A 24184-nucleotide genomic window follows, 5' to 3' on the forward strand; every position below is an offset into this window, starting at 1 on the left:
TGGCGAACTTTGGTTTGCAAGATATTTGAGTAGATTCATTATGTCTGACGTTTTTCGTGTTTTCCCCAACGATCCTATTCCTCCATTTGTTGATTATGCTTCGGGTATTTACGTTCACACCAAAGATGGGCGCAAGTTATTGGACACTACGGGCGGAGGAACTGCATATTCGATCGTAGGGTGGGGACATCCTGATGTTAATGAGGCCATGCAAAAACAGTTGCGTCGATTTGGGCACATGGATTACAAGATTTGGTCTGACGATAATGTGGAAGAACTTGCTTCGTTACTACTTTCCAAAGCAGAACATGGGCTGAACAAAGTATACTTTTCAGGAAACTCTGGCGCGGAAGCTTGTGAAGCGGCCATGAAAATGAGCTATCAAGTCCATTATGACCTTGGCAAAAAAGAAAAACGTTGGTTTATATCAAGAGAACAGTCCTATCACGGCTCATCAGCTGATGCATTAGTCTTGGGTGAGAGGCCAAATCTGGAATTCTACCGTCCGATGTTGTCTCCTTACAGAGCGAGAATAAAAATGCATCATCCATTATACATGATGGAGCAAGGAGAAAGCGTTGATGCATATGCGAGACGAAGTGCTGAGCAATTGGAAGCAAAAATACTCGAAATAGGGCCTGAGAAAGTGTGTGGGTTTGTCGCTGAAACCATTATGGGAGGTTTAGTAGGGGACGTGCCACCCGCACCGAACTATTGGAAATATATTCGTGAAGTATGTGATAAATATGATGTTCATTTGATACTGGATGAAGTGTACTGTGGGACGGGGACCTCCGGTAAAATATTTTGTTGTGACTGGGATGGTATTAAACCCGACTTTGTTTTCATAGGAAAAACGCTGGCAGCCGGTTATGGTGCGTTAAGTGCAGTCTTAACAAGTAGTCACATAGAATCTGTTATAAGACAGCATCAAGGAAGGTTACAGGTTACAACTACATATCAAGGGCATTCTTTAAGTGTCGCAGCTGCCTTGGCTGTCCAGAAAATTGTGCACAACGACACCCTGCTAAATCATGTTGTACAACTGGGTGAATATATGCGCTCAAGGCTAAAGAATGAATTAGGTCAACATGCCTTTTTCAGAGATGTGAGAGGGAGGGGACTCAGGTTTTCAATTGAATACAGTTGCCATCACCAAAATAAATTTGGTCAGGCCTTACAAACAGCGATGCTCGAGAAGCACAATATTTTAATCAGTGGTAAGTGGCATAGAGTTAGCTTTACACCGGCCCTGACTATATTAAAGACAGAAGCGGATCATGTTTTAGATTGTTTTATCGAGGAGTTCAAAACGCTTGCCAGTAGCGGGAACTATTAGCTTTAATATTGATAGAGCCTGAGCAGCAGCATGACATTTGCGTCTCAAAGGGAAAGAACATGAAAAATAGTACCATTGTTGAAGTTGTTGCTCCCAAGATTAACAACAATGAAGATACTGTCACACTAATTCAGTGTATGGAAAATTATCAATTCGTTGGCGCGGGAGATTTACTAGGCGTTGTGGAGTCCACTAAGGCGACATATGAAGTTACAGCACCGTGTAAGGGGTATGTCTATACTCTTTACACAAAAGGACAAGCTGTCCAGGTAGGAGATGTATTGTTTCTGGTGTTGTCTGAAAAAGAGGCCGATCTGACACAATATAGAGGCTGTGGAGCAGCAGTAGGAGAGCGCCTCATCTCACAGAAGGCTCAATCGTTGCTTGTGGAGCATAAAATTGATCAAACCATGTTGCCTGGGGACGGAGTAATCTCTGCACAGTTGGTAAGTCAATATATTGCAGAGTGTAGTGCAGCGCAAACAACATTACCTGAAATTAAAAAAAACTCATTATTGATTTATAGTGCTGGAAATCATGCTGAAGTTGTTTACGAAGCCGTTGAGGCTGCTGGTGTATATGAAGTTTTGGGGTTTGTTGATTATTCTGGACTACCTCAAACAGAAAGCTTATTTGGTTTACCCGTGTTTTCCCGGTTTCAACTTGATGCTCTTTTAGCTGCGGGTATTGATAAAGTTCATGTGAATAGCAATGATTTTAAAGAAACCCGACGGGTGGCAGACACAATTAAATCTTATGGGGGACTATTGATAAGTGTTATCCATCCAAGTGCCGTTGTCTCTCCCAGTGCGATACTTGAGGAAAATGTGTTTATTGGAGCTAATGCTGTTATCGGAACAAACGTTAGCATTGGTGCTTTTTCAAAAGTATTAAATTGTGCATCTGTCGCCCATCATTCTGGAATTGGGCAAAATACTCAGATTTCCGATGGTGCGCGTGTGGCCGGTTCTGTAAGCATTGGCAATCATTGTCTGATTGGGTTAGGCGCCACAGTTAATATGAAATTACAAGTTTGTGATGATGTGACGGTAGCCTCAGGAGTGAATTTATATAGCAGCATTACAAAAGCGGGGTTCATCACACAGTGAATGAAGTAGCGGTTCGTTTATACTCTCGCATGCTCACTATTCGAAAATTTGAAGAAATGTTACTCGCACTTTTTTCGAAAGGAGAATTATTCGGAACGACTCATAGTTATATTGGTCAGGAGGCAATTGCCTGTAGTTTAATTCCCCACCTGGAGCCACAAGACATCGTGCTTAGTAACCACAGATGCCATGGACATTACATCGAAAAAACCGATGATATTGAAGGTTTGTTGGCTGAAATCATGGGCAAAGAGGGGGCGGTTTGTGGCGGAGTTGGTGGTAGTCAACACATAAAAACGGGTGATTTCATATCCAATGGGATTCAGGGAAATCTAACCCCGGTCGGAGCTGGAATGGCATACGCGAATAAGCTATTAAATAAAGATCAAACCATTGTACTTTTTATAGGTGATGGAACTCTTGGTGAGGGGGTGGTTTACGAAACCTTAAACATGATCGCGTTGTATTCACTGCCCATATTGATTGTTGTCGAAAACAACCGATATGCACAGTCTACACCCATCGCAAACAATTTAAGCGGAACAATTTGTAATAGGTTTACTGCATTTGGACTGAGTTGTCACGAGCAGGTAGCTTCTGATGCTTTGCACCTTTACCACTACTTTGAACAATTAATTGCTCAGTTAAAGCTGACCCGACGACCTCATGTTGAAGTGCTTAACACTTATCGATTAGGACCTCATTCCAAAGGCGATGATTTCAGAAGTTCCAAAGAGATAAAGTATTGGCAAGAAAAAGATCCATTAATGACGATAAAAAGCCATCTTTCTGAACAACAAACAGGAGCAATTGAGGAAAGAGTGGCGAAACAACTATCTCAGCTATATGAAGATGTAAGTAGCCGGGAAACATTAGAATGAGATACATTGAATCAATTAATAGTAGTTTACATTCTCTGTTTGAAGAGGATGATAAGGTTGTACTTTTAGGTGAAGATATCTTGGACCCTTATGGAGGTGCATTCAAAGCTTCGAAGGGGTTGTCCGAAAAGTTTCCTGATAGAGTGATTAGCACCCCCATAAGTGAAGCAGCATTTACCGGAATGGGAGTCGGTATGGCATTGCAAGGGATGAAACCCATTGTTGAAATAATGTTTGGCGACTTTATTACACTATGCACTGACCAAATAGTAAATGGTGCTGTAAAATTTCCGCTAATGTATGGTAAACACGTGCCTTTGCATCTGACAATTCGAACTCCTATGGGAGCACGACGAGGATATGGCCCTACTCATAGCCAGACATTGGAGTCTATTTTTTTGTCTATTCCCAATATTCGCATCGTAGCCCCCTCTCATTTTCATATTCCCGGTTTACTTTTGATTGATTCTGTATATCGTGATGGCGTTGATCTATTTATTGAAAACAAGGCATTGTATGCAGAAAAATTATGGGAGTTGAGCAATGGTTTATCCTCTCAAATCAATGTTTTAAAAGACAAAGATCATACTATTGCAACCCAGTTAAAGGGGACTCAAAAAGCAGAACTGGCAATAATTGGGTATGGAGGAATGTCTCCCCTGATGCTGGAAGCGATGAAAAGGTTATTTGTTGAGCAGGAAATAGTATGCAAATTGATTTTACCGGCACAAATAAAACCCCTGAATCTCGATACTATGATAGGTCATTTGACTGATGTTTCGAGTGTGTTAATTATCGAAGAGGCTTGTAGTAATTTTAATTGGAGTGCCGAAGTTGCTTTTCAGATATACAGTAATTGTCCCAATGTGAAAAAGGTAGAAAGGTTGGGGGCTAAAGACTATCCCATTCCGAATGCGCTACCATTGGAAAATTCTGCATTGGTACAAGTCTCTGACATTATCACTGCGGTACTTAAAATGGTTTGATCAATATTTTCGACATCACTGAGTAGATGGAGCAAATAGAAAAAACTAATAATCATGACCAGTCAGCCGAATAAGAATATAAGCAACCTAATCGATGTTAGGTTCTTTTTTACTTGCAGTAAGCGCGAAGGTATGCCGATGCTGAAAAGTGTTTTTGAATTGTATCAAAGGATTGAAGGGAGAAATAATGACTGTAAAAGAAAAGTTCATGAATAATGGCTGGATGATACACAAGTTATCCAATGTTGAACCTGTGGAGCGTGCAAGGAGAATTTTGGATTCTCATTTCTCAGGAGAGCCAGATACTCATTGTACAGATCTATACAGAGAGCGGCTATTGGCCTGCCAGGACGAAATAAATGCTGCAAAGGTTCATCGTGATATTGTAACTAACGAAAAATCGTTATTCGATAACCTTTTCGATAGTGTACCTCTCGCATTGCAGTCAGTTGTCTATTTACGAGGGGTTCGGCCAAAATCTGATGAAATGATGGAATTTTTAGATTTTCATCGAGAGAATTTCTATTGCGATCACGATTATATCAATAGCCAGATAAATATGGTGGTGCCGTTGCGAAACTTTAATTCTATGACCAGCATGGAATATATCGATAAATCGCACAGAGTTCCGGACTCAGCGATAGTGACAAAAAAGTATAGTTCTGAAGAAAGTGGGGTAGAACGTTTTTCAACAGGACATCGATTGGGACTGAGTTATAACCCCAAAAAAATAACTGCTGGTGTGGATCTTGAGAGCGCAAAACGTATTAATTTAGCAGATGATGAAGTGTTCATATTTTCCTCCAGATTAATCCATGGTGGAGGTTCCAATCTCACCAATAAAGTTCGTTTTAGCCTGGACTTTGGCATCATCAATGATTCTGCAATTGGTGAAATGAAAAAAGAGCATTTTGCTGCCTATAACAATATAAAGAGTCATTATGTTGGCTTAGCTGAATATTAAGGATAGTACGGATGAAAATACTCTATTTAACTAACCCGGGTAACAAAGCTTCTCCCATTCCAAAGATTGTCTCGAATAAAGATTCTGGGGAAGTAGAGATTGTGGAATCTGTTGAGCGAGTGTCTGCGGCATTCATAAGAGATATATCACCAGATTTAATTATCAAAGATAAATATCATTTTCCCGTTGAGGATGAGGTATTTACTTTGGGCATCGACCTGCTTAACTTTATACCTGCTTTTTTACCACATAATAAAGGGAAAAACTCTAATCTTTGGAGTTTTATCGATGATACCCCTAAAGGAGGTTCCATTTATCTGATGCGGGACAACCATCAAACGATGGACCTTGTGAAAAGGTTTAAGGTTGAACTCAAAGATGATGACACGTTGAAAACCAGTTTCGACAAGATCTATTCAGAGATCTATCGCCATTTTGAGATCGAGTGGACCAAAATTAAAGCCGGTAAAATAACATTTTTGCGCCTGGAAACAGGTGATGGCTCCTACCATACTCCGGAGCAGACAGATCCATTTATGGCATCTTTAGAGCAAGGGTATGATACAAAAGTTGGAGATGTGAGAACTCTATGGGAATCCTTTAATAATAAATTATGAGGGTGTACGGAAAATGAGCAAAGAAAAAGAGCTGTGGTTCAATGCCACACCTCATTACAACGAAAACCCCGAAACCTATGAGGTTGGGCCATACTTTTCGCATTTTATAAACCATGATCCAAAACACCTGGTTTTTACTTTATCGCGCTATAAGTTTGCGATGAAAATGTTAAAAAAAAGCTCCAGAGTCCTTGAGTTAGGCTGTTCAGATGGATTCGGCAGTTTGGTTTTGAAGGAGAGGGCCAGCTTTTACATGGGAGTTGACTTTGATGACAGAGTGATTGCCTGGGCTCAACGTAACCTTCAAAACGAGCAGCGCTCCTTTCAGGTGGGGGACATTCTCACTGATCAGTTCGGAAAGTTCGATGCTATTGTTTCTCTGGATGTCATAGAGCATATCTATCCTGAAAATCAAGATGGTTATATGCTAGGCATAATGCAAAATCTGGCTGAAAATGGTATCGCTATCGTGGGTACTCCTAATATAACTGCTGAGCAATATTCTTCCAGTGATGACCAACATGTCAATTTATTTACCGGTGATCGATTAGTAGAAACATTTGAACAGTATTTTCACAATGTGTTTCATTTTGGAATGAATGATGAAGTGCTGCATACGGGGTATTCTCCTATGTGTCATTACCTGTTTGTAGTGGCTGCTAATCCGAAACAACAAATGAAAAAATGAATTCAATTTTTGTAATTGAAGAAAAATAATGCAGGGTAGTAGAAATTGACCAATCAAATAATTGACTTCAATTACGTACAAAAGCATTGCGATGCTTGCGGCTCGGATGATTTTGAGAGTTTGTGGAATTACGAACACATTGCTAAAACTAAAACTAAAGAGTTCCGTTTTAAGCTTAATAATGGTATCTGTCAGAATTGTGGGTTCGTTTATGTAAACCCTGTGCCTGTTCAGGAACAACTTTTGCGGTATTACAGTGATTGTCATGCAAAATTTGAAGGTCAAACACCAACGAGTGACGTTCAAATCCGAATGGATAACTGGTTAAGAGTTGCTCCACAAAATGGGGCGATGGTGGAAATAGGGAGCAATCGGTTAATAGGCTTGCATAATCGCTTGGGTCATCATTTTTCTCGAATTGATGCAGTTGAACCGAATTCAGATATTGATAGTGTTTACAGTTCGATAGAAGAGTTACCAACCAGTACTTATGATCTTGTATGCCACTATTATATGTTGGAGCATGTTTCTGATGTAAATGCGTTTTTATTTCAATGCCGCAGGGTTATCAAATCAGGTGGGTACATGATTTGTGAGGTGCCTAATTTAAGATTGTTTCCTCTAGATCCTAAAGAACTTTTATGGTGGGAGCACTTAATTCACTTTTCGCCTGAGTCGCTTGCTCAGGTAGCTCACAATTCCGGTTTTGAATTGGTTGAATTAGGCTATGGAAATTGCAGTATAGATGTTGGATTTATGGCAGTATTTCGTGCCGTTGAAGTTTCAGAAGAGTCGCTAGTATACAATGGTAAATTGCAATACATTGACGCAAAATCCCACTTTCTGGATGGCGTAGAAATTATCAAACGATTTGAGCAAGAAACACTGGACTTACAAAATACACTCATAGAAGAAGCTGGAAATGGTAGACAAATCGTATTTTATGGCGCAAACGATTTACTTAGACGTTTACTAAAACCAATTCAGAGTAAGATGAGTGGAAAAATCATAATTATCGATGATGACGAGCAGAAGTCCGATTTTATGGAGAGTTTTCAGGTAAAGACTATGGAGCATCATGCACAGAGCCTGAGTTATAATGATTTCTATGTTTTTACCAGTTTTCGATTGAATCAGGTGCTTAGAAGTAACGTAGAGCGAGTTTTAGGGAAGCCGCTTTCTTTAAATAATTTTCGAATTTATGACTATCCGAAGTCAAATAATCAAGTATGAATTTGCAATCCCACTACCAAAAGCATGGATATGTTGTAGTAGAAGGACTCTTAAAAGAATGTGATGTGGATAAACTTTCCCAGGTGACACAGCGCTGGGTAGACTACATGATCGACGTGTGGGTGAAAGAGGGATTGCTAACAGAAAAGCTAATTGGCTTGGATTTTCAAACTCGCTTTTTGCAACATTGGGAAATGGCTGGAAAACCGCAATTCAGACGTGCTCCCTATTTTCATATGATCAATAAGGAAATTTACCAGTTTTTAACGTCAGCAGTAGTACTGGATGTTATTGAAAAACTACTCGAATCTGGTGAAATAAGTGTCCATGGGATATTTAATACCAGGTTCAAATTTCCCGGCGAAAATTGGACTACAACGCCCTGGCATCAGGATGGGCAGTTTTATACCAGTCATGGAGAGTTGGATGCAGAACGTTGTTATTCTGCCCACGTAGTTACTGTCTGGGTACCTTTACAAGATGTTAAAGAACTGCAAGGGTGCCTTAAGGTAGCATCAGTGAAACAAACAGAAGGAAAAGTATTCCCGCTTGGGGATTCTCCAGAAAATTGGATGCCGCATTCAATTGTTTCGAACATTCAGCCTCAGATTTTACCTATGAAACGTGGTGATGTTCTTTTCTTCAATCAAAAATTAGCTCACGCTTCAACAGGGAATACGACTGACAAGTTATTATGGTCTGTGGATGTTAGGTATGAATCTACTGAAAATCTCACAGTATCTGGACAAAAATATGGGCTTATTGCTCGCAGCAGGACTGATCCGGATTCGGAAACCTCGCTTAATGCATGGCTATCAAAAAGAGAAAAAAGCCCACAATACTGATTCCTTTGAGTGGAAGTTGCACTTTCAGTTGACCTCTTTAATAAAATATAATTGAGGTAGATAGAAAATGTTTGTAACTATGTTAAACACTCAAAATTTTAGGTTTACAGCTTTCCCTCACTGAAAACTTAGACTTACCTTCAGGCAAATCTAAGATTTGATCGGCAGTTAAGCACTAAACTGTAGTAGTTCAACTTCATTGTGCAGTGTATTTTTGCTGTTGATTGTCAAAAGTTAAGGTTATGGAATGGGTTAGATTTTCATTGGTTTTAAATACTGGCAAGTTTTCTGCGTAAACCGCCACCCAATGATCAAATCTTTCCCTGGGTACTTCAATATAAGTAAAGTCGCTGAATTTTGCATTGTAGAGCCGTTTGCCGCGCATACCATAATTGTTGACTTCTGGAGCGGGTTTGTAATCAGGAACAATTGCAATGTACTCTTTGAAATCGTAAAAATTGGTGTCCCGTAAATGGAATGGGGTGTAGATTTGTTCTTTGTCTTCAGAAGATAAATCATTGGGTAGTCGATATTTTGGAAATATATGCATATTTTTGTCGACCACAAGAAAGCAACGGACTATGAAATATGCCAACATTATTGTTGAATCAACTATTTTTTCAGGTGTATTAAAGTCAATAAGAGTCGCACACGACAGACCCAGTGAATCAAGCTCCTGTTTGTACATAAACTCCGAGTCTATTAAGTTGTTTGTGCAAAGAAGCGTACCCTTTTCAGCTCTAAGGTTTTCATCTGGGTTTAATAATATTCTGTTGAACTTTGATTCTGGAGGATGTGTGGAATTTGCGTCAAAATAAATCAGGTAGTCACTCTTTGGAATATCAATATTTTCCAGATTATCAATTGCGATAATATTTAGTTTGGCAATATGCTGGCCCTTAGTTCGTGATTCTTCCAACCACCATTGAATAGAATCTTTAAATAGGACTGAGTTGGTCACTATGGTTAGTTCAACATCATGATACTGCCTCTTAACATGCCTATCCCATGTTCTGAACCAATGCAAAGATGAAGATGCATCATATAATGTTTGAGGTGAAGATAGTTCCTCAACTATCATACCAAGATATTTATACCAAATAGTTTGTGCGTTGTTGAAGCGAGTCGTACAAATAGTTTCGTCAGAGGACGAAGATAATAGTCTTGAAAATACTGCACTTGCATAATTAGACGTACCAAACAAATAGTAAAACATAAGAGATCTACCGGAGCTGTAAGAGCTAAACAAATGCTGCTTTTGGTTCTCAATCTTTTTGTGGGCTTGCTCGGTTGATGTCGTTTCATCAGCGAATAGATTTTGAAATCTACTTAGGTCTGACATGAGTGCTTCTTGCTGATATTTTCCTTCATATTTTAATCTAAAGTTCTCATAATCTATTTTGCTAAAGGCATCACCTTTGATTTTTTTAAGCGCGGCTGATTTTGCAAGCTTATCGCTTACAATCAACAAATGTTCTATCGGCAAAGGCTCCGTACCATGAATTTGTGCCCCATCGCTACAATTGTATACATGTGTAGATTTGTGTTTATTGGCAATAGAACGCTCCATCATGGATTTTGATATTTTGAATTCAGATTTTGTCAACACGGTTTTTCTGAAGTTCCCCGGAACAACGATAGCGGTGTTATTTGCTTCGTGATAATTATAAAGCTCGTTGCCATTTTCATCGTAGTAAGCGGATTGTTTTGAGTGATGTTGTTTATTGTCGGTAAAACCTAAGTCGATACCGAATAAATAGATATTTTCCAACCCTAAGCTGAGACAAATGTTAAGGGCCAAGTTTGCCACTGTCGGAAATGCAAACTGAAGTATTTCAAAGTCTTCTTCTCCGGCGACTTCAAGTGTTGATACAGTAGAAGATTCGCCTTCTTTGAACGCGATAAATACATCATTGAATAAATCCGTCGTATCAGGATGGATTCCATTGCAACTTAGCAAATCCAACGTGCTCAAAAACTGCTCATCGCCAAAAGCTTTACACCATTCATAGGTTGTTCTGTTTTGTTCAATTTCCGCATGAAAGTCAGGTTTGATTCCATTCTTATGCAGTACTTGTAGTGAGGTTCCACAAGATATAACTATTGCCCTGTCCTGAAATTCCTTTATCGAAGTTATAGATTGATCCAATGATGGCCCATTCCCCACCAGGAATACCGGCACCGATTTGTCAGAGTAGGTTAGCTTATTGTTTGGTGACTTGCGTAGATGAGCGTAATTGTTAGCAATAGCGTGTGTTGTTTGACTAATTCCAAAACGCGCATGATCATAGTATTCACCCATAGCTACGACAATTTTCAGCTGTTCACGTAGATTTGCAATGGACTCATTTATACGGGCATTGTAATAACCGGGATAAAAATAGGTATCATTCAGTAAGTATGGGCCAACAGAGTAAAATTGGTTCATTAAATCCCTTACCAAATTGTTGCCGTCGTCTCCAATATTTAGATAGATTCTGGCACCTTGGGCATCGATGTCTTTTAATAAACTAGCCCAGTCAATTGCAAAAAGAGAGGCGTAAAAAAAATCTTTGTTGGGCTCACATAAAAATAATTTATCTACATTATGTTTCTCTAATAATGTTTCCAATTGATAGCCAGCACCAATCCCAAACATGATGATTGATTTAATCGTGTTTGGCAGTGCGCTTTCTTCATCTGAAATCTCAGACAGATATGAATCTATCTCATTTACAAATCTGTAGTGCAGGTAATGTAGCAATTTTTTGCCAGTATATTCTAAAATCAAGCCATCTTTGTAAGGGTGTTTCGCAAACTCTTCAAAGTTGGTTTGGCAATCTTCTTTGGGTGACTCGCCATACCAGAATACGCCACTCACTATCTGAACAAGATTTATTTGCCCTTCTTTGTTTTTTACCGGTATCCAATCTTTAGGGCGGTAGTCCTGAAATTCTTTTGCAATTTCCGGAAAATATTTATTCAACGCATTTAGATTTGATCTGTATTGGATATCATTTGTCGAGGTTAATTCGATTTCGTTGAGACTGGTTGCCTGAGTCCAATGTTGGACATAGTTATATATGGTTTGCTGGGTACTGAATCGCATTCCATTAGTAGTTAGATTTTGCCATGAATTCGTAAGAAGTTGCTGATACACTTCGTCAAAAACAACATGGTTATAATGTTTGTAAAGGTAAAAGCCTTCTATTGCATTAGTATTGTTTAATTCTTCAATATCCTGAACCAAATCACGTGAGTCTTTTCCCAGTTGCACATATAAGCCGGTCGAATTTTTATTGGCAATATCGATAATTGACTTCCAGTCGGTAACAGAACTTGAAATGGCAAAAAATTGGATCTCAGGCTCGTAAATAATTAAGTGCTTTATTTCAATATCATTAAGCAGTTGCAAGATATGGGTTCCTAGCCCCAACCCCATGACAACGAGGCAGTTCACTTTATTGGGCAAATTCGCCCATTGTCTTTTGTATAGAATAAAAGGGTTCTCAGCAGTAAAGTGATCTGTCAACTCCATTGAGTTTTTGGCACCGGTATTTCTGTTTTCTGCAATGGAAATGTAACAAGGATTTTGGTAAAAATCATGTAGATGTTGAGTGACTTCTTTACTGGGGTGCAAACCGTAAAATGTCCGTCCTTGTCCAAACTCGACAATATTATATTCCCCATCTTTGTTGCAAAACACGGAGTAATTAAGTTTATTCTTGTTTTGTGCAAAGGGTACCAGACTTGGAATATTCCTTTGAAAAACATTGATGTTACTACGATGCGTCTCACTCATGTATTCCGCGAGTTTTGACTCTAAATTACTTTGTATTTCTTCGTTTACGTCAAGATGAAGGCTTATATTTTTTAACATTGTTTTATCTCTGGCCTTTTGAATATTATCCTACTTTTACGGAGAATCTATATATCCGGAAGTTGGTCGCAGTTTGACATATCTCTGTACGGAAACTATTTGCAGAATTTTACCAGCTATCACTAAAGTGAAATTGGCCCGCAATAAGCATTTTCAAACAGTGATGATAGAACATCGTACAATTGCTTATTCTTTATTGGATATGGTCGAGTATATTCAAACTTCACGAAGCTTGCCTACCATGTCGTTTTCTTACGTTAAACGTTATCGTTATTTTTGTATTCAGTTGAGAGCTAATCATAGGACGTTACCTAACCGTTCAAATAAATCTACAGCAAGAATTAATTTACAATGAACTATGTAGTGTCTCAAGTCAGTAAATTGAGTATTCATTTTCAGTACACCCAGGATAAGTTGCTCTCTCCTGCTGCACCAGTTGCCCGTTTGTTTTTATGTCAATTGGGAGTTTTGGTAAAAAGTTGGTGATTGTAAACTGGTTCACAAATTATTGCTTATGTATTGCTCGAATTATCTGCTAATATAATTTTGAGGTATAGGAGGTATGTATGGTAGGCATAGTCTCAAATAATTCCGGCAACTCGATTTTACAGCAGGTGCAGGAACGACAAAACAATCTTTTAGAACGTCTGGCCAGTGGTCGTCAGATTAATAGTGCGTCTGATGGTGCAGCGGCACAGCAGATTATTGACCGTCTCACCAGTGAGATTGGCGGTAACCAGCAGGCGTTAAATAATGTATACGATGGTATTTCGCTGGCACAGGTTGGCGATGCGGCTTTATCCGGGGTAACAAACGATGTTAACCGAATCCGGGAACTGTCGATTCAGGCCGGGAACGGGCTGCTGACAGATGCTGATCGCAGCGCGTTGCAACAAGAAGTCACCCAGTTGCAAGATAATATCCGTAGCACCCTGGAGAATACTGACTTTAATGGTAACCAGCTATTTACCGCTGACAGTACCATTAATTTTCAGTCAGGCTCTCAGGCCGGTCAGACTATTGGCGTAAATACCCGTGATTTAGGCAGTGCTTTATCTGGCATTTTAAGTGCAGATATCAGTACTCAGTCAGGTGCTCAGGCAGCATTAGACTCTGCTGATGACGCTGTTGAAACTGTCGGCAGTAACAGAGCTGAGTTTGGTGCGATTCAAAATCGTTTTGAGAGTACCGCCCGCCAGCTAACCGAATCAACGGTAAACGAAGCTGCTGCACGCAGCCGTATTCAGGATACGGATTTTGCTCAGGCTGCATCTGATCTGGCAGCGAATAATATACTGAGTCAGGCTAACATTGCGGTGCAGGCGCAATCTAATCAGCAACAAAGTCAGGTGTTATCCTTATTGGGATAATCATCGGCTGATTTACTAACCCAAATACTTAAAGGCGCGTTCAGCGCCTTTATCATACTTATGTCTTATAGTCCCGGAAACGTGCTGCGGGTATGCTTTTTATTCGTCTTTTTGTTTAATTTGTTGCTTATAATGTAGATATTTCATCTACTTACTTGAAAGTCTTCGCGATCAGAAGCAAACTAGGCAAAAAGCAATAATAACATTATCGGTATTACGGATTTTCAATGAGTCGCATTCTGGTTATAAGTTCGCAAGAGTCCAGACGAAATAATCTTTCCACCGTGATCAGCTTTTTAGGTGATCAATCTGAGACGGCCAGTTTCGAACAGGCTATTGCAACGTTGAAACGCGAAGCAGCATTAGATGCTGTACTGATTGATGGCGATGCCGGCGAGCTGGCGTCCGATGTTATTGAAAAATTTCCAGCCTTTCCTTTTATCGCTGTAGGCAACTCAGAAAAGTTGGTGTCCATTCCTAATGTTATGGGCTTACTGGAAGAACCCATTACCTATCCTGTTTTAACCAAGTTATTGCATCGCTGTCAGGAATATGTGCGACGCAAGCCGGGACAAAACAAAAGCACGCAAAAAACCAAACTATTCCGGAGTCTGGTGGGTAAAAGTCAGGAAATTCAGAATGTACGCCGGATGATAGAGCAGGTTGCGCCGACAGATGCCAATGTGCTTGTGCTGGGGGAGTCCGGCACAGGTAAAGAAGTGGTAGCCAGAAACGTACACTTTTTGTCACAGCGCAAAGAAGGGCCGTTTATTCCGGTAAACTGTGGGGCTATTCCCGGTGAATTACTGGAAAGCGAATTGTTCGGTCACGAAAAAGGTGCATTTACCGGCGCGGTCAGTTCCCGTAAAGGCCGCTTTGAGCTGGCCGAGGGCGGTACTTTATTTTTAGATGAAATTGGCGACATGCCACTGCAAATGCAGGTGAAACTGTTACGTGTGTTGCAGGAAAGAACCTATGAAAGAGTGGGCGGTACCAAACCCATTCCTTGTAATGTGCGCATTATTGCGGCTACTCACCGCAATCTGGAAGATATGATAGAAGCTGGCAAGTTTCGTGAAGACTTGTTTTATCGATTGAACGTTTTTCCAATCGACAGCCCGGCACTCAGAGAAAGAAAAGAAGACATACCACTGCTGATGCAGGAATTGGTGTCCCGCTTTGAAAACGAAGCCAGCAAAAGCATCAAGTTTACTGAAGAAGCGCTGGCGTCATTGATGGAGCATAAGTGGGCGGGTAACGTACGTGAATTATCCAATCTGGTAGAACGACTCACCATCCTTTGCCCTAACCAGGTGGTTGATGTCAAAGATCTGCCCATCAAGTATCAACACATTTCCGTTGAAGAGTTTAATCCTGAATACCCAGAAGAATTGTTAGAGCGCGAAGCTCTGAACAGTTTGTTTAGTGATGATGGCGACGATTACGACGATGATGTGGATACAACCGTCGAAAACGGACGGTTTATCGACCCCGATTTACCGGCAGAAGGGGTAAATCTTAAAGAGTACCTGTCAGATCTTGAGGTGAATATGATCACTCAGGCGTTGGACCAGCATGATTGGGTAGTGGCCCGCTCGGCGGAGTTTTTAGGCATGCGTCGCACCACTTTGGTAGAAAAAATGCGTAAATACAATATTGCCAAGCAGCTATGATAACCGGGTTGCTTTGCTGAATTGACAAGAAATTGACTCCGTTACTTACAAACACCACCACTTGTTAGTAACTGAAACCTTCCCTAACTTACTGACTTTTGAATAAAAAATAGTTGGCACAACCTGTGCATTGGATGGTCATTCATATTGATGACTTATTTTTGACATGCAGGTGAACAACATTCAGTCAGGTTATATTCAACAGTTCGGTCAGGCCGGTAATTTAAGCTTTGAATCGCTAACTGATTCTGGCGCCTGCCTGTCAGAAGAGTTACGTGCTGCCTTTCAGGCTATTCCGGCGGGGATCGTGTTTATCAACCGCTTGGGGGTTGTGGAATTAGCGAATAAAGGCGCGAGGAAACTTTTTCAGAAAGATATTCACGCCATGCCCTGGCGAGAGGTAATTCGTCATTATTTTGTGCCTCAAAAAGATGATGGCCTGGAAGTGTCGCTGGTCAGCGGACGTAAAGTGAAGTTTTCCATATCCAAAATTCCCGGTATCCCCGGGCAACTTATTCACCTGACCGACCTCACTGAAACCCGTGCATTGCAGACCAAAGTTAGCCACATGCACCGATTGAGTTCGCTGGGGAAAATGATGGCTTCACTGGCCCATCAATTGCGAACCCCTTTGTCAGCAGCTTTGCTTTACGCGCGAAACCTGCAATCTACCGGATTGGCTTGTACCAGGCAGACACGATTTAGTGAAAAGTTAATTACCCGACTTAAAGACCTTGAAAAGCAAATTAACGATATGTTGCTGTTTGCCAAAAGCGGTGCTGAAAATATCATTGAAAAAGTTGACTTAATAACACTTTGCCAACAACTCTCCTGTGACACTCTGGAAGAAAAAACCGATCTGCAATTGAAGATTAACTGCCACTCCGCGAATGGCAATTATGTAATCCTCGGTAATTCAACTGCGATCTCTGGTGCACTAAATAATTTGCTGCAAAACGCCCAATCGGTGGGGGCTACAAGTATCGATATTGGCCTTAGTCAAGACGACTCCTGGTTGGCGTTATCGGTTTGTGACAACGGGCCGGGAATACCAGTAAAAGATCGGGAAAAGTTGTTTGAATCCTTTTATACCACTCGAACCCAGGGGACAGGGCTTGGCCTGGCGGTAGTGAGGGCGGTAATGGCCAGTCACAAAGGTCAGGTAACAGCAAAAAATAATGATGCGGGTGGCGCTACTTTTACGTTGCGCTTCCCGGTTGCGCTGCTAAGCAATAAAGCAAATGAGCATGGTCCTAAGCAATCAGACCAATCAGAACTATCTGAGACAACAGACTCCGTGAATATGGCAGGAGAATTCGCATGAACCAGAAATGTGTAATGCTGGTGGAAGACGACCAGGGATTACGGGAAGCACTCTACGATACGCTTGAGTTAGGTGGTTATAAAGTTGTTGTCTGTGAATGCGCGGAAACAGCTATCTCTCGCATTAATGAAGTTAAAGTCGATCTTATCGTCAGTGATATACAGATGACCGGTATGTCCGGTATTCAGTTATTACAGGTAGTGAGAAACAAGTTTCCAAACCTCCCTGTCATTTTGATGACGGCCTACGCTCAAATTGACGACGCGGTAACGGCGATGCAATCCGGGGCAACAGATTACATCGCTAAGCCTTTTGAGCCGGATGTGTTGTTAAACCTTATTGCCCGATATGCACCGGCCCAGTCAGAAGATGGCTTCAAGCCGGTAGTGGGGGACGAGTCCAGTCAGCGCCTGTTGCAACTAGCACAAAGAGTGGCGAAAACAGATGCTACTGTGATGGTGTTAGGACCCAGTGGTTCGGGTAAAGAGGTGTTGGGGCGCTACATCCACGAACAAAGTAGCAGGGCAGACGGCCCATTTGTAGCAATTAACTGTGCCGCTATTCCTGAAAACATGCTAGAAGCTACCTTATTTGGATACGAAAAAGGCGCTTTTACTGGTGCTCTACAAACCTCGATTGGTAAATTTGAGCAGGCTCAGCAAGGTACTATTATGCTGGATGAAGTGACTGAAATGGATTTAGGGTTGCAGGCCAAATTGTTGCGGGTCTTGCAGGAGCGAGAAGTAGAACGCTTAGGCAGTCGTAAGACCATAAAACTGGATGTGCGTGTGATCGCCACCAGTAACCGGGACCTAATGCAGTCGGTACAAAACGGTTTGTTTAGGGAAGATCTTTATTATCGACTGAATGTCTTTCCGCTGCACTGGTTACCGCTTAATGAACGAGTTGGGGATATTGTACCATTGGCGGAACACCTGGTAGAGCGCCATGCACTGCGTCAGGGATACCGGATACCGGATATCAGCTTTGCCGCCAGACAAAAGCTATTGCTACATCCCTGGCCGGGAAATGTCAGGGAACTGGAGAATGTGATTCAAAGAGCCTTAATTCTCTGTGACGGAAATCTCATCACAGAGCACGAACTGATGCTGGACAATCATATTCATGACATAGAGATAGCTTCCTCTGCAGAGCTGGAACCTCAAAGTAGCGATCTGCTGGGACAGGAACTTAAACACCAGGAAAACCAAATCATTCTGGAAATGCTTATTTCCTGTAATGGCAAGCGCAAGGATGTCGCCGAAAAGTTGGGAATTAGCCCCAGAACCCTACGCTACAAACTGGCAAAAATGCGGGAAATGGGTATCGACCTACCGGCTTGATAAAACACCTATTTATATAACTAAACTTCCGGTGACATTTTTCTGTCACTGGCGGTTTTGCCATGCCTGCAGTACTGTCAAATTTATCTATATTGACGCTTAACTTACTGTTAAATAACAATAAAATATTGTTGGCATCATCATTGCTTTACAAAGGGAAATTGTCAAAGTGACAGATTCCTGGAGAGAGTGATGGATATCAAAGCAGATTCCTTATACAGAGAAATGCAAATGCTGGCGGCTCAAACGAAAACTGAGTTGACGCCCTCTGTAGACTTGCAAACCAATCCTTCCCGTGAAAATTTTGCCGATATGCTCAGTTCAGCCATCAATGGTGTGAATAATATGCAGTTACATGGCAAAGAGATGGCTAACCGGTTTGAAATGGGGGATACCACATTAAGCCTGGCGGATGTCATGGTGGCAAAAGAGAAAGCTGGCATTGCCTTTGAAGCGACCGTTCAGGTACGTAACAAAGTGATGGAAGCTTATAAGCAAATTATGCAAATGCCGGTATAACGGAGCGATAACAGATGGCTGACGCAACTACAGACTTAACCGTTCCAGGCGATAACCTGGACCTGGAATCGGCAGAACAGAAATCCGGCTTTATGGATGCTTTGGGCAGCGTAGATATGTTGCGCCAGATTATCCTGGTAGTAGCCCTGGTGATATGCGTAGCAATTGCCATATTCATCGTGATCTGGGCACAAGAGCCGGATTATCGTCCGCTCGCGAAACTTCCCACTGATGAACTGATCCAGACGCTGGATCATTTAGATGTAGCACAGATCCCCTATCAGTTGGAAGGCAATACGATTTTGGTTCCGGAAGACCAGTACGAAGCCATTAAATTGTCTTTGGCCAGACAAGGTTTATCTCAGGCTCCGAATTCCGGTACTGACATTATTATGCAGGATATGGGGTTTGGTGTTAGTCAACGCGTTGAAAAAGAACGCCTGAAACACGCCCGTGAACAACAAATTGCTCGCACAATCGAAGACATGGCAAACGTCAATAAAGCCAAAGTCCTGTTGGCTATGCCACGTGAAAATGTATTTGCCCGTAAACAATCTCGCGGCAGTGCCACAGTGGTTATAACTATGCGCCGTGGTGCGATTCTTAACAGTGAAGAAGTGGATGCCATCGTGGATATGGTGGCTTCAGCGGTAGAAACCATTGATCCTGATCGTGTCACGGTAACTGACAGCAATGGTCGCTTATTAAATTCGGGTTCACAGGATTCCATTTCCGCCCGTTCCAGAAAAGAGTTTGAAATCGTTAAGCAGCGTGAAGCGGAATATCAGGGTAAAATTGATTCTATTTTGATCCCGGTTTTAGGTTTGGGTAACTACACCTCTCAGGTGGATGTCAGCATGGATTTTACTTCCACTGAGCAAACCCAAAAACGTTACAACCCCGATTTACCGGCAGTACGCAGTGAGATGACGGTAGAAGAAAACAGTGTGGGTAGTATGATTGCCGGCGTACCCGGCGCACTGACTAATCAGCCTCCGTTGGATGCCAATATTCCACAGAACAATGCCGGTGCAAATTCCACCAGAACTTCGCCGGGCAGAACCCATAAAGAAGCAACACGTAATTTTGAGCTGGACACCACCATTAGCCATACCAAGCAGCAAACGGGTGTTATTCGTCGGCTGAGTGTGTCGGTTGCGGTAGATTATAAAAATACGACTGATGCCGAAGGCAATGAAACCAATGAACCACGCTCACAACAAGAGTTGTTAAATCTGCGTCGCTTGTTACAGGGCGGTATCGGTTTTGATGTCACCCGTGGTGATTCACTGGAAGTCGTTACCATTCCATTTAGTCGTATTGATACAGGCCTGGAAAAAGAAATCCCATTATGGGAGCAACCATGGGCAATGCGCGCCTTGAAGTTAGTAATGGGTGGTCTGATTATTATCGTATTGATTCTGGCGATTGTGCGTCCAATGCTGAAACGTCTGATTTACCCAGAAGATACCACTGAACAAGAAGAGTTCAATGTGGATCAAAGTCTTGACTTGGGTGATGAAACCATCACTATGTTAACTCAGGAATTTGATGAAGATGCAGTAGGCTTTGCCGCAGATGGTTCTTTGATGTTACCAGACCTGCATAAAGATGAAGATGTATTAAAAGCCGTACGTGCATTGGTTGCTAACGAACCTGAACTGTCAGCGCAGGTAGTGCGCGGATGGTTGATGTTGGATGAATAAGTTATGGCTGAAGAAGCAGAAGATATTGGCTACGACGTTGGTAAACTGGAAGGGGTAGAGAAAGCAGCAATCTTGCTTCTCAGCCTCTCAGAGGAAGACGCGGCGCAAATCCTGAAACACATGGAACCTAAGCAGGTTCAGAAGCTGGGTCAGGCCATGGCCACCATGGATGACATGACCCAGGGGAAGATCACCGCAGTCCATAAGCACTTTATCGAAGAGATTCAAAACTACAGTACCATTGGTTTCCACAGTCATGACTTTGTGAAGAAAGCCCTGACGGCTGCCCTGGGTGAAGATAAAGCTGCCAACCTGATAGACCAGATATTAGTGGGCGGTGGTGCGAAAGGTCTGGATTCACTCAAGTGGATGGATTCCAAACAGGTGGCCGGCATAATTCGGAACGAGCACCCGCAGATCCAAACCATTGTATTGGCTTACCTGGATCCCGAACAATCTGCCGAAATTTTGTCGCAGTTCCCGGAAAAAGTTCGTCTGGATTTGATGATGCGTATTGCCAACCTGGAAGAAGTACAGCCAGCTGCATTGCAGGAGTTAAACGAAATTATGGAGAAACAATTTGCCGGCCAGGCCGGTACCCAGGCAGCCAAAATGGGCGGCCTGAAATCTGCCGCAGATATCATGAACTACCTGGATACCAACATCGAAGGCCAGTTAATGGATGCCATCCGTGAACAGGATGAGGAAATGAGCCAACAAATTCAGGATCTGATGTTCGTCTTTGATAACCTGGCAGATGTTGATGACCGGGCTATTCAGTCGATCTTGCGTGAAGTTCAGCAAGACGTACTGATCAAAGCTATCAAAGGTGCCGATGAGGGCTTGCGTGATAAAATTGCCAGCAATATGTCAAAACGTGCCGCAGAAATGTTACTGGACGACCTGGAAGCCTTGGGGCCTGTACGGATAAGCGAAGTGGAAACGGCACAAAAAGAAATCCTGTCTGTGGCCAGAAGGTTGGCCGACGCCGGTGAAATTATGCTTGGCGGCGGTGGCGGCGAAGAATTCCTGTAATCAAATAGTGGTGGTGTGAGATGGTTGATTTTGTTGATGATAAACAAAATGAGGAATTTAAAGCCTTTGATATTCCTTATGTAGAAGATCCGTCGCCCAGATTTAAGAGTGAAAGTAACGCTTTCAATAAAACATCTGACTGGAAGTGGGAGCCACCGGAAGAGGAGGAAGAAATTCTGCCTCCTACAGCAGAAGAAATAGAAGCCATCCGCAAGGCAGCTTACGAAGAAGGATTTTTACAGGGACTGGACGAAGGTCAGTTGAAAGGTCATGAAGAGGGCCTGGCCAAAGGTATTGAAGAAGGCCAAAAGCAAGGTTATGAGCAGGGGCTTAATGAAGGTTTGCAGGAAGGACGCGACATTATTCAGCAGCAAATGCAGGCCTGGCAGTCACTCAATGCTTCGCTACAAGAACCCTTATCTTTAGTGGAAACTGAGCTTGAAAAAGAATTGACACAACTGGCCGTGGCATTGGCTCGCTCTGTGATACGCACGGAAGTACAGCTCAATGACAACGTCATATTTGAAGCATTGAAGTCTGGCCTCAAGGTGTTACCGGTCAGAGAAAATGGTTACCAGATACACCTGCATCCGGAGGATTTGACACTGGTTAAACAACATTTTTCCGATGAAGAAATTCAGCAGCACAACTGGATTTTGGTGGAAAGTGTTAGCCAGTCACAAGGCGGCTGCGAAATAGTAACGGATTCTAATGCGGTCGATATTTCTATCGAACGTCGGGTAAGGGAGACTCTGGACAAGTTTTTATTAGAACAGGGCCTCAAAGAAAGAGAGACCAAATAATTTTCCGGCCGGATGCTATGACGCAACGAATTCTTTCCAAAATTAAAGAACTGCAATCACAGGTACCACAATCAACGACAGTGGCCGCGGGCAAACTGGTGCGTGGCATCGGATTGACTCTGGAAGCCGTTGGTTGCCAGTTGCCGGTGGGCAGTCAGTGTCTGGTACAGACAATAGACGGCGAGATTGAAGCTGAAGTGGTGGGCTTTGGTGACAGCGTTACATATTTGATGCCTACCGAAGCTGTAAAAGGCATTGTACCAGGTTCCCGGGTCCAACCATTGGCGCGTCAGCAAGGTATCGCAGTGGGTATGGGATTGTTGGGTCGTGTGGTGGATGGCAACGGTCATCCTATCGATGGCCTGGGCGCCCTAAAAACCACGGAATATGTGCCTTTTACGCGACCTCCCATGAATCCGCTGATCCGTAAACCCATCAAACAACCCATGGACGTTGGTGTTCGCTCAATTAACGCAATGATAACGGTTGGCATGGGACAGCGTATGGGCCTGTTTGCCGGTAGTGGTGTTGGTAAAAGTGTCTTGATGGGCATGATGACGCGAGGAACCACGGCCGATGTGGTGGTGGTTGGCCTCGTGGGTGAACGGGGCCGGGAAGTGAAAGAGTTTATTCATGAAATTCTTGGTGAAGAAGAGCGTCACAAGTCTGTGGTGGTAGCCGCCCCGGCTGATACTTCACCCTTGATGCGCTTAAAAGGTTGTGAAACGGCAGTCAGTATTGCTGAGTATTTTCGTGATCAGGGTATGAACGTCCTACTTTTAATTGATTCACTTACGCGTTATGCCATGGCCCAACGGGAAATTGCCCTTGCGGTGGGAGAACCTCCGGCCACCAAAGGTTATCCACCTTCGGTGTTTGCAAGATTGCCAGCGTTAGTGGAAAGAGCGGGTAACGGTGCGGAAAACCAGGGATCTATTACCGGTTTTTATACCGTGCTGACCGAAGGTGATGATTTGCAAGATCCGATCGCGGATGCTGCTCGTGCCATTCTGGATGGGCATATAGTATTGTCCAGAACGTTAGCTGATTCTGGTCACTATCCTGCCATCGATGTTGAATCTTCTATCAGCCGTGTTATGCCTCAGGTGGTCAGCGAGGAACATCTGCAGACGGCGCGTCGTATCAGGCAGGTATACTCTACCTATCAACAAAATCGGGATCTAATCAGTATTGGTGCCTACAACAGAGGGACGGATCCTCGAATAGATCTGGCAATCAAGGCCGAGCCTGTGATCAATCTTTTTCTGCAACAGGGTATGAAGGATATCATCCCCTATGATGAGAGCCTGACCGGTATGGTGCAGTTAGCACAGAAATTTGGAGCTAAAGCCTGATGACGAAGCAACTGCAAATGGTCGCTAAATGGGAAACCGAAAAAGAAGAAAAAGCCGCGTCTGATTTTCAAAAAGCTCAGGCTTACGTATTACAAAATCAGGAAAGATTAGATGGGTTAATGCAATATCGACTGGATTACTTTAAGAAAATTCAGGAAAAGGCCGCCAATGGTCTGGAAGCCTTGTCTTTTTCTCATCATCAGTCCTTTATTACTAAACTCGACAGAGCCTGCGCACAGCAACAGCAAATTATTCAGGATGCTAAAAAAGCAGCGGAACAACGAAAGCAGTTGTGGCTGGAACAACAAAAAAAACGCAAAGCGGTTGAGATGTTACTGGACAAAAACGCCAGAGCCCTGCAGGCAAAACTGAACCGACAGGAACAAAACATGCTCGACGAATTTGCATTGCAAAAGTTTTTACGTTCAGCAAAACCCGCTTTCTAGTTAGCAAATTCCAATTTCATTATCCCAACCCTGACTATTCTTCAAAAACTGGCCTGCTTTATGCTTTCAGTTGTTTCAGAGTTTAAACA

20 protein-coding genes are annotated in these 24184 nt (G+C 42.5%); 19 read left to right on the forward strand and 1 reads right to left on the reverse strand.

The window, feature by feature from the left end:
- The first annotated feature begins 40 nt into the window (after positions 1 to 40).
- From AC0J20_RS00885 to AC0J20_RS00925, 9 genes are all read left to right on the forward strand, one after another.
- A complete protein-coding gene (locus tag AC0J20_RS00885; RefSeq protein WP_473020249.1) occupies positions 41 to 1339 on the forward strand; it encodes an aminotransferase class III-fold pyridoxal phosphate-dependent enzyme in 1299 nt (432 codons plus the stop codon).
- A gap of 59 nt (positions 1340 to 1398) precedes the next feature.
- Complete coding sequence (locus tag AC0J20_RS00890) at positions 1399 to 2448, forward strand: DapH/DapD/GlmU-related protein (RefSeq protein WP_473020250.1); 1050 nt, start codon at positions 1399 to 1401, stop codon at positions 2446 to 2448.
- Positions 2445 to 3329 (forward strand): thiamine pyrophosphate-dependent dehydrogenase E1 component subunit alpha, encoded by an 885-nt coding sequence (locus AC0J20_RS00895; RefSeq protein ID WP_473020251.1) that lies wholly within the window; start codon positions 2445 to 2447, stop codon positions 3327 to 3329. Before AC0J20_RS00890 ends, AC0J20_RS00895 begins: the two co-directional genes overlap by 4 nt.
- Positions 3326 to 4315 (forward strand): alpha-ketoacid dehydrogenase subunit beta, encoded by a 990-nt coding sequence (locus tag AC0J20_RS00900; protein WP_473020252.1) that lies wholly within the window; start codon positions 3326 to 3328, stop codon positions 4313 to 4315. The genes AC0J20_RS00895 and AC0J20_RS00900 overlap by 4 nt, the downstream gene beginning before the upstream one ends.
- 187 nt (positions 4316 to 4502) lie before the next feature.
- On the forward strand, positions 4503 to 5279 hold the full coding sequence (locus tag AC0J20_RS00905) for a hypothetical protein (protein ID WP_473020253.1): 777 nt from the start codon (positions 4503 to 4505) through the stop codon (positions 5277 to 5279).
- 11 nt (positions 5280 to 5290) lie between these two features.
- Entirely contained in the window at positions 5291 to 5896 is a 606-nt protein-coding gene (locus AC0J20_RS00910; protein ID WP_473020254.1) for a hypothetical protein, read from the forward strand.
- Positions 5897 to 5909: 13 nt separating this feature from the next.
- Positions 5910 to 6584, forward strand: a complete 675-nt coding sequence (locus AC0J20_RS00915; protein ID WP_473020255.1) for a class I SAM-dependent methyltransferase — start codon at positions 5910 to 5912, stop codon at positions 6582 to 6584.
- A gap of 45 nt (positions 6585 to 6629) precedes the next feature.
- The gene (locus tag AC0J20_RS00920; protein ID WP_473020256.1) at positions 6630 to 7817 is read left to right on the forward strand and encodes a class I SAM-dependent methyltransferase; all 1188 of its coding nucleotides are present in this window, start codon (positions 6630 to 6632) and stop codon (positions 7815 to 7817) included.
- The gene (locus tag AC0J20_RS00925; RefSeq protein WP_473020257.1) at positions 7814 to 8662 is read left to right on the forward strand and encodes a phytanoyl-CoA dioxygenase family protein; all 849 of its coding nucleotides are present in this window, start codon (positions 7814 to 7816) and stop codon (positions 8660 to 8662) included. Before AC0J20_RS00920 ends, AC0J20_RS00925 begins: the two co-directional genes overlap by 4 nt.
- Positions 8663 to 8858: 196 nt before the next feature.
- On the opposite strand, the gene AC0J20_RS00930 is transcribed toward AC0J20_RS00925, so the two are convergent.
- Positions 8859 to 12521, reverse strand: a complete 3663-nt coding sequence (locus tag AC0J20_RS00930; protein ID WP_473020258.1) for a motility associated factor glycosyltransferase family protein — start codon at positions 12519 to 12521, stop codon at positions 8859 to 8861.
- Between the two features lie 566 nt (positions 12522 to 13087).
- Between AC0J20_RS00930 and AC0J20_RS00935 the strand changes: the two genes are divergently transcribed.
- The 10 genes from AC0J20_RS00935 (at position 13088) to fliJ (ending at position 24095) form a co-directional block, all read left to right on the forward strand.
- The gene (locus AC0J20_RS00935; protein WP_229529449.1) at positions 13088 to 13891 is read left to right on the forward strand and encodes a flagellin N-terminal helical domain-containing protein; all 804 of its coding nucleotides are present in this window, start codon (positions 13088 to 13090) and stop codon (positions 13889 to 13891) included.
- Positions 13892 to 14118: 227 nt separating this feature from the next.
- Entirely contained in the window at positions 14119 to 15564 is a 1446-nt protein-coding gene (locus AC0J20_RS00940) for a sigma-54 dependent transcriptional regulator (protein ID WP_229529448.1), read from the forward strand.
- Between the two features lie 172 nt (positions 15565 to 15736).
- Entirely contained in the window at positions 15737 to 16888 is a 1152-nt protein-coding gene (locus AC0J20_RS00945) for a sensor histidine kinase (protein ID WP_473020259.1), read from the forward strand.
- On the forward strand, positions 16885 to 18231 hold the full coding sequence (locus tag AC0J20_RS00950) for a sigma-54-dependent transcriptional regulator (RefSeq protein ID WP_473020260.1): 1347 nt from the start codon (positions 16885 to 16887) through the stop codon (positions 18229 to 18231). Before AC0J20_RS00945 ends, AC0J20_RS00950 begins: the two co-directional genes overlap by 4 nt.
- A gap of 192 nt (positions 18232 to 18423) precedes the next feature.
- A complete protein-coding gene (fliE, locus tag AC0J20_RS00955; RefSeq protein WP_473020261.1) occupies positions 18424 to 18750 on the forward strand; it encodes a flagellar hook-basal body complex protein FliE in 327 nt (108 codons plus the stop codon).
- Between the two features lie 14 nt (positions 18751 to 18764).
- Entirely contained in the window at positions 18765 to 20456 is a 1692-nt protein-coding gene (gene fliF, locus AC0J20_RS00960; RefSeq protein ID WP_473020262.1) for a flagellar basal-body MS-ring/collar protein FliF, read from the forward strand.
- 3 nt (positions 20457 to 20459) lie between these two features.
- Positions 20460 to 21491, forward strand: a complete 1032-nt coding sequence (gene fliG, locus AC0J20_RS00965) for a flagellar motor switch protein FliG (protein ID WP_473020263.1) — start codon at positions 20460 to 20462, stop codon at positions 21489 to 21491.
- 20 nt (positions 21492 to 21511) lie between these two features.
- Positions 21512 to 22294 (forward strand): flagellar assembly protein FliH, encoded by a 783-nt coding sequence (fliH, locus tag AC0J20_RS00970; protein WP_229529442.1) that lies wholly within the window; start codon positions 21512 to 21514, stop codon positions 22292 to 22294.
- A gap of 17 nt (positions 22295 to 22311) precedes the next feature.
- Positions 22312 to 23649: a flagellar protein export ATPase FliI gene (gene fliI / locus AC0J20_RS00975; RefSeq protein ID WP_229529441.1), complete on the forward strand. Its 1338-nt coding sequence runs from the start codon at positions 22312 to 22314 to the stop codon at positions 23647 to 23649.
- Positions 23649 to 24095, forward strand: a complete 447-nt coding sequence (gene fliJ, locus AC0J20_RS00980; RefSeq protein ID WP_473020264.1) for a flagellar export protein FliJ — start codon at positions 23649 to 23651, stop codon at positions 24093 to 24095. The genes fliI and fliJ overlap by 1 nt, the downstream gene beginning before the upstream one ends.
- The last annotated feature ends 89 nt before the right edge of the window (positions 24096 to 24184 follow it).

Source organism: Planctobacterium sp. R6, from assembly GCF_055755215.1.

What these genes read in the sequence shown, in the direction of transcription:
- AC0J20_RS00950 (WP_473020260.1), top strand. Translation starts at nt 16,885, where the DNA reads ATGAACCAGAAATGTGTAATGCTGGTGGAAGACGACCAGGGATTACGG.
- fliE (WP_473020261.1), top strand. Translation starts at nt 18,424, where the DNA reads ATGGATATCAAAGCAGATTCCTTATACAGAGAAATGCAAATGCTGGCG.
- AC0J20_RS00910 (WP_473020254.1), top strand. Translation starts at nt 5,291, where the DNA reads ATGAAAATACTCTATTTAACTAACCCGGGTAACAAAGCTTCTCCCATT.
- fliH (WP_229529442.1), top strand. Translation starts at nt 21,512, where the DNA reads ATGGTTGATTTTGTTGATGATAAACAAAATGAGGAATTTAAAGCCTTT.
- fliI (WP_229529441.1), top strand. Translation starts at nt 22,312, where the DNA reads ATGACGCAACGAATTCTTTCCAAAATTAAAGAACTGCAATCACAGGTA.
- AC0J20_RS00940 (WP_229529448.1), top strand. Translation starts at nt 14,119, where the DNA reads ATGAGTCGCATTCTGGTTATAAGTTCGCAAGAGTCCAGACGAAATAAT.
- fliF (WP_473020262.1), top strand. Translation starts at nt 18,765, where the DNA reads ATGGCTGACGCAACTACAGACTTAACCGTTCCAGGCGATAACCTGGAC.
- AC0J20_RS00890 (WP_473020250.1), top strand. Translation starts at nt 1,399, where the DNA reads ATGAAAAATAGTACCATTGTTGAAGTTGTTGCTCCCAAGATTAACAAC.
- fliJ (WP_473020264.1), top strand. Translation starts at nt 23,649, where the DNA reads ATGACGAAGCAACTGCAAATGGTCGCTAAATGGGAAACCGAAAAAGAA.
- AC0J20_RS00925 (WP_473020257.1), top strand. Translation starts at nt 7,814, where the DNA reads ATGAATTTGCAATCCCACTACCAAAAGCATGGATATGTTGTAGTAGAA.
- AC0J20_RS00885 (WP_473020249.1), top strand. Translation starts at nt 41, where the DNA reads ATGTCTGACGTTTTTCGTGTTTTCCCCAACGATCCTATTCCTCCATTT.
- AC0J20_RS00905 (WP_473020253.1), top strand. Translation starts at nt 4,503, where the DNA reads ATGACTGTAAAAGAAAAGTTCATGAATAATGGCTGGATGATACACAAG.
- AC0J20_RS00930 (WP_473020258.1), bottom strand. Translation starts at nt 12,521, where the DNA reads ATGTTAAAAAATATAAGCCTTCATCTTGACGTAAACGAAGAAATACAA.
- AC0J20_RS00900 (WP_473020252.1), top strand. Translation starts at nt 3,326, where the DNA reads ATGAGATACATTGAATCAATTAATAGTAGTTTACATTCTCTGTTTGAA.
- AC0J20_RS00935 (WP_229529449.1), top strand. Translation starts at nt 13,088, where the DNA reads ATGGTAGGCATAGTCTCAAATAATTCCGGCAACTCGATTTTACAGCAG.
- AC0J20_RS00915 (WP_473020255.1), top strand. Translation starts at nt 5,910, where the DNA reads ATGAGCAAAGAAAAAGAGCTGTGGTTCAATGCCACACCTCATTACAAC.
- fliG (WP_473020263.1), top strand. Translation starts at nt 20,460, where the DNA reads ATGGCTGAAGAAGCAGAAGATATTGGCTACGACGTTGGTAAACTGGAA.